Annotated in this window: 3 protein-coding genes and 1 pseudogene; 2 read left to right on the top strand and 2 right to left on the bottom strand. The window is 75.9% G+C overall.

Annotated features, from left to right (window positions below; translation table 11 throughout):
• Window positions 1–108: 108 nt before the first annotated feature.
• Window positions 109–347 (bottom strand): annotated as a pseudogene (locus ABZ646_RS34265) (fumarylacetoacetate hydrolase family protein); the annotation flags it as partial.
• A gap of 621 nt (window positions 348–968) precedes the next feature.
• Here ABZ646_RS34265 and ABZ646_RS34260 point away from each other — a divergent pair.
• Both ABZ646_RS34260 and ABZ646_RS34255 read left to right on the top strand, forming a co-directional pair.
• On the top strand, window positions 969–4,259 hold the full coding sequence (locus ABZ646_RS34260; protein ID WP_360527736.1) for an ABC transporter permease: 3,291 nt from the start codon (window positions 969–971) through the stop codon (window positions 4,257–4,259).
• Window positions 4,256–7,084 carry a hypothetical protein gene (locus ABZ646_RS34255; RefSeq protein WP_360527733.1) on the top strand — a complete coding sequence of 943 codons (2,829 nt, stop codon included), beginning with the start codon at window positions 4,256–4,258 and terminating at the stop codon, window positions 7,082–7,084. Before ABZ646_RS34260 ends, ABZ646_RS34255 begins: the two co-directional genes overlap by 4 nt.
• A 35-nt stretch (window positions 7,085–7,119) precedes the next feature.
• Here the strand turns inward: ABZ646_RS34255 and ABZ646_RS34250 are convergent, their stop codons facing one another.
• Window positions 7,120–8,058: an ABC transporter ATP-binding protein gene (locus ABZ646_RS34250; RefSeq protein ID WP_360527739.1), complete on the bottom strand. Its 939-nt coding sequence runs from the start codon at window positions 8,056–8,058 to the stop codon at window positions 7,120–7,122.
• Between the last annotated feature and the right edge of the window lie 32 nt (window positions 8,059–8,090).

Raw genomic sequence — 8,090 nt, 5'->3', positions numbered from 1 at the left:
GACCCGGGCGCCCTCGCGGGTCGGCGCCGCGGCCCCGGCGGCGGCCCGACCCCGGGCCGCGCCGGTGACCACGACGACCACGCCGGGAAGCCGCTTGGTGGAGGTCGGTCACGGCCGCTCCCGGGAGCGCCGTCGGCCGGTCGGCAGCGGTACCGGGGCGGCCCCGGCGACGACCGTGTCGGAGACGCTGCCGATGCCCTCGACGGTGAGCGTGACCGCGTCGCCGGGCTTCAGCGGTGGCGGATCTGCCTGCCGCGTACGCCCCACAGCTCGGCGAGGCAGCCGCCGTTGCCGCAGGTGCCCGAGCCGAGGACGTCGCCGGGAAGGACCCGGGTGCCGCGGGAGGCGATGGGGTGGCACCCGGTGCACGCCCAGGACGCGGCGCACATCTGGCTGCGGCAGAAGGCGGCGGAGGTGGGGGCGACGCTGACGGACGACGGCGGCGGCAACGGCCTCGCGAGACGCGAGGACGCGTGGCGCTGACCGGGCACGGCCGCGACGGCCCGGCGGCCGTTCCAGGGGGGCGTCATGGCCGTCCTGCCGGAGAGCGGTCCCGAGGAGCGGTCCCCCGTCAGGCCGTCCGCTCCGGCCGCGAGGAGGGCGCTGGCCGGCCCCAGCACGGCCGCCGCACCGGCCGGACCTCCGGCCGCGGACTCCACGGCGAGCAGGACCAGCGGGCAGCCGAACTCACCGCCGAAGAAGGCCGCCGTCCACAGCCCCGTGCCCGTGCCGAGGCAGGTGAGCACCGCCCCGACGACCAGCAGCGGGGCGTTGCCCGCCAGTGACATACCGGCTTCCCCGCCCGCATCGCCGTCGGCCGGAAGATCAGCGATTCTTGTGTGGTCGGGGGGATGCCTGGTAGGACTGTGACGCGCCGTCACCGTCACATGTTCGATTCTGCGGGGGTTCATGTGGTCGCCACGGCCTTCACCTCTTCGCCGCGGCCACGCCCTGGTGCTCCGCGCCCGGTGCGGCAGCGGATTCCCGCCGTTGCCAGGCGGGCCGCACAGCACGGCCTGGTGCTGTCCGCCGTCGCGGTGACCGTACTGCTGTGTGCGACGGCGCTGGCCGCGCTCGCGGCACTGGCCGGGGGTTCGGTGCAGGCGGGGGCCGTGCAGCGGCTCGCTGCCGACCTGGACGCGCAGGTGACGGTCTCGGCGTCCTACCGGGCCGGCGGAATGGCCGCCGCCGACCGGGACGTGCGGGCCGCCGCCGAGCGGGTGTTCGCCGGGGCGCCCCAGCGGACCTACGTGGGGCTGCTGGGCATGTCGCCGGTGTCGGTGACGGGGATCGACGGGGTGGCCGGACCGCCGCGCGGCCCCGGGGGGAGCGGGCTGCACCCGGTGGCGGTGCAGGGCGGGGGCAGGTTCGGGCAGTTGGTCGCCGGGCGGTGGCCCGCCGGTACGGCCGACGCCCCGGCCGGTGCGTTCACCTCGCTCCCCGACGTCCGGGTCGCCACCGGCTCCACCGCACCGGTCGACGCGGCGGTGCCCGACGCGCTGGCCAGGCGTCTGGGCGTCGATCCCGGTTCCCGCCTTCAGGTGCGGGACTCCTTCGGGCGCGCCATGACCGTACGGATCACCGGGGTCTTCCGGGCGGCCGGTGCCGTCGGGTTCTGGCCCGCGATGGCCGGCGACCTGACCCAGGGGGAAACCGCCGACCAGCACCTGCTGGTGGTGTCGGCCTCGGCCCTCAACGGCAGCGCCGCCCTGAACGGGCAGCTGACGGCCCGCTGGACCGTGCAGCCGGACTACTCCCGTATCGACGCGGGCGGTCTCGCGGGGCTGCACGACCGGCTGCGCGCCTTCTCCGGCAGCCAGAGCCGGGTGTCGGTGTTCCGCGGGCGGCAGCCGTCACTGGCCGAGCTGACCGTGGTCTCCGGACTGCCGGGGGCGATCGACGACCTGACGGTGCCGATGGTGGCGGCCCGGTCCTCGCTGTACCTGCCGAGCGTCCTGCTGGCGGCCCTCGCCCTGGCCACCCTGGTGCTGGCCGCTCGTCAGCTGACGGAGCGCCGACACGACGAGCTGGTTCTCCAACGGGCCAGAGGGGCAGGCACCCTGCGGTTGCTGCGCGGCGCGGCGGCCGAGTGGGCGCTCACCGGCGTCCCAGCCGCCGTCGCCGCGCCCTTCCTGGCCCGGTTGCTGCATCCCGGCGGCCTCGGTACCGGGGCGTACGCGGCGGTTGCTCTGACACTGCTGGTGCACGCCGCGGCGGTGCTGCTGCCCGTGCTGCCGTCGGCGCGGTCGCGTCCGGCCCGCGGCGCACGGGCCGCCGCCGCGCAGCGCCTCGGCGCCGACCTGGCGTTGCTGGCCGTCGCGGCCCTCGGCTATCTGGAGCTGCGGCGGCACCGCTCACTGCTCGCCGGCCTGGGCACCGGCGGCGCGTCCGCGGACCCGGTGCTGGTCGTGGTGCCGGCCCTGGTGGCCGGTGCCGCCGCGCTCCTGCTGTTACGACTGCTGCCGCTGACCTCGCTTCTGCTGGACGCGTTCGGGCGTCGCAGCCGGGGCCTCGTCCCCGCGCTGGCCGGCTGGCAGTTGAGCCGGCGGGCGGCGCGCAACGCGGGACCGGTGGTGCTGATGTGCCTGGCCGTGTCGGTGAGCGCCTTCGCCACCACCGCGCTGGCCTGCCTGGGCGGCCTGGCGTCGGAGCAGGCCGCGTTCGCCGTCGGCGCGGATGTGCGGATGTCCCCGTCCGCAGGCGACAGCTACCCCTCCCCCGTCCTGGGCACGGCCTATCGGGCGCTGCCGGCGGTGACCGCCGTGGCACCGGTGACGCAGTCGACGGTGACCCTGCCCGGCGGCGCCACCGAGAACCTGGTCGGCACGATCGGCGGACCGGCTCCTGGTAATCCGTCACCGGCCGTCGCCGGGATACGGCTGCCCGGTCGGCCGACCGCGCTGCTGCTCGACGAGCGGCTGCGCAGCGACGGCAGCCGGGCCGCGCCGAGCCTGGAACTGACCGTGCAGGACGCGTCCGGTCTCGTCAGCGCGGTGACGACCCGGCTGCCCGCCGCCGACGGAGCCAGGCACACCGTCGTCGTACCGCTCGACGTGGCGCTGAGCGGCGGTCACCGACGGGATTATCCGCTGACGGTGACCGCCGTCGGCGTCCTGCCGCAACCGGACGTGCGTCCCGCGCGGCTGGCTCTGGAACTGGTCCGGGTGGGCGCGCGCGGCGCAGCGGACACCTGGGTCACCCGGCTGCCCGGCGGCCAGGTCTGGGCCGACGGCACGGACCACGCCTCCGACGCCACCGCGGGGGCTTGTGAAGGAAAGCTGACCGGCGGCTACGATCCCGGCACCCCTGGGGTGTGCTCGGTCGTCCGCGGCGGCTCCGCGGTGCTGCGGACCACCATCAGCACCGGTATCCGCCGCTCCCAGGCCACCGACGACGCCTTCGGCGGGCTTTCCGACAGCGACTACGACACCCGGCCCGGCAGCCGGGTGCGACTCGTGGCGGGCCCGGCCGGCCGGCCCGCTCCGCTGCCGGTGCGCGCGGACGCCCCGACGCTGAGCGAGGCGCGCCTGCGCGTGGGCGGCACCACCACGCTGGATCTGGGCGGCTCCCGGGTCACCGTCAGGGTTGTGGGCCGGGCCGACTCGTTGCCCGGACTGGGCCGCGGACAGGGACATCTGATCGCCGATCAGCGCCGGCTCGCCGCCGCGCTGACGCGGGCCGGTGCCGACCAGGAGGATCCCGCGTCCTGGTGGCTCAGCAGCACCGACAGCGCACGCACGGCCGCCGCCGCCGAGGCGCAGCCCGCGCTGGGCCGCGTCACCACGACGGCGCGCACCGCCGCGTCCCTGCGGGCCGACCCGTTCCGCAGCGGGTTGCGCCGGGTGCTGGAACTGGTCCGGTTCCTGGCCCCCGGCTTCGCGGTCATCGCCTTCACCGTGCACGCGGTGGTCTCCACCCGGCAGCGCCGCAAGGAGTTCGCCCTGCTGCGGGCGATCGGGGTCCGAACCGCAAGCCTGTCCGCGCTGCTGGGCGCCGAGCAGCTGAGCCTGGCGATGTTCGCGGTGGTCCCGGGGGCGCTGATGGGCATGGCGCTGGCCTTGGCGGTGCTGCCCCTGGTCACCGTCGACGGCAGCGGACAGGCCCCCTATCCGCCGCTGCCCCAGGTCGTCCCGTGGGGCACCGTGGCCCTGACGGCCGTGGCGACCGCTGTGGCCATCAGCGCGGTCGTCCTGGCGCTGGCCCGCCTGCTGTCCCGGGTGGACCTGGTACGGGTGCTGCGAGCCGGGGAGGACCGTTGAGACCCGTTGACCTGAGCGCCGCGGTGACGCGGCGCCTGATGCGCAAGGAGGCCCGCGGCGACCTGCCGCTGCTGGCCTGCCTGGCGGTGGTGGTCCTGGCGCTGACGGCGCTGTGCGCCTGGGCCCCCGCCTTCGCGGGCGGTCAGGAGGACCGGGCGCTGCGGCAGCGCGTCGACGCCACAGCGAGCGGGGCGCCCCTGATCAGCGTGAGCACCACTCCCGAGGTCTTCGGCACCGTGCCGCCCGCCGTGCACATGGCCACCCTGCTCGGCTCCGGCACCACCCTCACCGAGCAGTTCGGCGGCCCCGGTGCGCGCCACGTCACCATCGCCGGCGGCAGTTACGACTACAACGCCGCGTCCCTGGTCTCGCCCCGACCCCCGGGACCCGCCGACACCCGCACCGAGCTGGCCGTCAGCCACCTGCCGGCCGCACGGGCCCACCTGCGCTACGTCAGCGGCCACGCCCCTGCCGACCACACGCCGCTCGGCACCCCGCCCCAGATCGGTCTGTCCCAGGCCACCGCGCGGGCGCTCGGTGTCCGGGCCGGGAGCCTGCTGACGCTCGAGTTCGCCAAGACGCTCGGGGTGCAGAGCGCCCCGCCCCGCGCACACCTGCTGGTGAGCGGGCTCTACCGCACCACGGCCGCGGCCGACGGCTTCTGGAGCGGCCAGGAGACGCTGGACCAGCCGTCGCGCTACCCGGCCGAGCACTCCGCGGGCACGGTGCTCTCCGTCCGTGGCCTCGTCGGCCTCGACGCGGCCGACCTACTGGCCGGCGCCGGTGTGGGCGGCCCGCGGGTGACCTGGCAGGTGCGGGCCGACCTGTCCGGGGCGGCACTCGCCGAGGCCCACGCGCTGACCGGTCCGCTGTCCCACTACAGCGCGGACCTCAGCGCCGCCCTGTGCCAGGGGTCCGACCCGATCACCGGCGACCTCAGCTGCCACATCGGCGGCCAGGCCACCGGGCCCCTGCTGGTGACCGACTCGCTGTCGCCGTTGCTCGCCGCGTTCACCGCTCAGGACCAGCAGGCCAGAGGGCTGGCGACGTTCGCCGTCGACGCGGTCGCCGCGGTCGCGCTGGCCACCGTCACCGTCGCCGTCCGGCTGCTGCTGCGCCGAAGGCAGGCGCACCTGCGGTTGCAGCGCGCACGGGGCGCTTCCACCGCGCGGCTGGTGCTGCTGCGCTGCGCCGTGGCCTGGCCGGTGGTGCTGATCGCCGCGCTGCTCGGCTGGGCGGCCGGCGGAACCCTCGCTCCCACCGGCACCTCAGGATCGCCGCGGCCCGCGACCGCCGCCCTCACCGCCGCGGTGGTGGCGCTGACGGTGCCGCTGATGACCTGGCTCGCGGTCCGCGAGCCGCGCAGAGCCGGCCGGCTGCGCCGCTCACGCCGGAACCTCGCCGCCGGCCGACGCGTGGTCCTGGAGCTGACGGTGCTCGTGACGACGGCGGCGGGCGTGGTCGCGCTGCGCTCGCAGGGCCCCGACGGGATTCTGGGCGCGGTGCCGGTGCTGGTGGCGCTGACCGTCGTACTCGTCCTGCTGCGGATCTACCCGCTCGTACTGCGCCTGGTGCTGCGGCGGACCCGGCGTGGAAGGGGTGCGGTGGGTTTCGTCGGGGCGGCCCGGGCCGCCCACGACGCCCCGGCGACCGGTCTGGCCCTGTTCGTGCTGGTGCTGACCCTGGGGACGGCCGTGTTCGGCGGCCTCGTGCACCGTACGATCGACGACGGCCTGGCCACGGGGGCGGCCTGGACCACCGGGGCCGACGCGAGCGCGACCGTGGCCGGGACCGTGCCCTCCGCACCGGGAGCCGTCCCCGGTACACGGACCGCCCTCCAGCATCTGTACTCCCTCGACCTGGCAGGACAGACCGACGGCGCGGTCATCCCCCAGGTCGCCGTGATCACCGTGGATCCCCGGCAACTGGCCGCCGTCGCCCCGCAGTCGCCGCTGGCGGCCGCCCTGCGGTCCCGCGCGGCCGCCCCGACGGGACCCCGAGCCGGTACGAACGCCCCGCTGCCCTCCTTCCTCTCGCCCGACCTGCGGGCGAGGGAGCGTACCGGTGGTCTCACCGCCACGGTCGTGCCCGACGGGCAGCGGCCGGTGAACCTGGTCTTCGAACCGGTCGGCACCCTCACCGCCGCGGAACTTCGCGACCCGCTCCTCGGGCCGGTCACGGCGCAGCTCGCGCCCGGGACGCCGGTCCTGGTCACCACCGCCGCGGCCGGGCAGCCGATACCCCCGCAGCCCTCGGGCAGCACCGTCCTGCTCCTGAAGAGCGACGGACCCGGCACCGCCGAACCCGCGGCACTGCGTTCGGCGGCGGCCAGGGCGCTCGGCCCCTCGGCCCGGATCCGCGTCCGCGCCGAGACGCTCCGGGCCCTGCGCACGGACGGCCTGACGCAGGGGATCGGCACGATCTACACCGTCAGCTCGATCCTGGCCGCCCTGTCGGGCCTGCTCGCGCTCGTCCTGGAACTGACCCTCACCTCCCACGAGCGCAGCCGGACCACCTCGTTCCTGCGCACCCTCGGACTCGGCGCCAAGGAGGCCGGGGCGCTGCACTTCCTGCAACTGCTGCCGCTGGCGGTCGCCTCCGCGGTGGGCGGCACCCTGCTCGGGCTGCTCGAACCGCGGCTCATGGCGGCGACACTGGACCTGCAACAGTTCACCGGCGGTCCCGGGCAGCCGGCGCTGCGCACCGACTACGCGCTGACCGTCGCCCTCGTCGCGGGCGTGACCGCGCTGATCCTGGCCGCAGCGGTCACCGAGTCCGTCCTGGCCCGCAGGCGCGGGCTGGGAGCCGTACTACGCCTCCCGTGACGGCTCGGCGGCGGCCGCCACGGCTCCAGGCGCACTCACTGGCGTTCGGAGCCGCCGCTCGCCGCGTCCTGCGCCTCGGACCTGGCCCGGCGCGCGGCCTCGTCGGGCCACACCCCGACGTGGTCGCTCTCCAGGACCAGCCGCACCCGCTTGCGCAGGTGCAGGCGCTCGGTGAACTCACCCGGCAGTTGCAGCCGACCGCTGCCGTCCAGCACCGCGTACTCCTCGGCGCTGAGCACCTCGACGCCGTCCTCGTCGGTGGCGACCCGGCGCAGCACCTCGGTCGAGGTTCGGCCGTCGCGGATCCCCACGGTGCGCTGCACCTGCTCGGACACCAGCGCGTCGTGGGTGACGACGACCACGGTGACGCCCAGGTCCTCGTTGGCCCGGCGCAGGGCCGCGAACACGTCGTCGCTGGTGGCGGTGTCGAGTTCTCCGGTGGGCTCGTCGGCGAGCAGCACCCGCGGCTCGTTGGCGTTGGCGACGGCGATGGCGACCCGCTGCTGTTCGCCGCCGGAGAGCGTGTCGGGGGTGCGGTCCCGGCAGTGGCCGACGGACAGCAGGTCGAGCAGTTCCTCCGCCCTGGCCCGGCGCCGGGAGCGCTTGATCCCGGTGTACGTCATCGGGAGCATCACGTTCTCGGCCGCGGAGAGGTAGGGCAGCAGGTTGCGGGAGGTCTGCTGCCAGACGAAGCCAACGGTGCGGCGCCGGTAGTCGAGCCGCTCGCGCCGCTTCATGGCCAGCAGGTCGTGTCCGGCGACCTCGGCGGCACCGGCGGTGGGTACGTCCTGGCCGGAGAGGATGCCGAGCAGGGTGGACTTGCCGGAGCCGGAGGCCCCGATCACCGCGATCATCTCGCCCTCGGCCACGGTCAGGTCGAGGCCCTGGAGGGCCTGTACCTCCACGCCCTCGGACCGGTTGCTGGCGTCGACGGCCGAAGCGGGCGTACAGGTCGAGCTGCTGATCACCGGCAGCCCGCGCGCCCTGCCCGCCGGGATCGACACAT

This window comes from Streptomyces sp. NPDC007162, from assembly GCF_040634175.1.
Lineage (GTDB): Bacteria > Actinomycetota > Actinomycetes > Streptomycetales > Streptomycetaceae > Streptomyces.
Note: the sequence above shows the minus strand (reverse complement) of the source record. Positions and strands in the feature narration are given on the sequence as shown.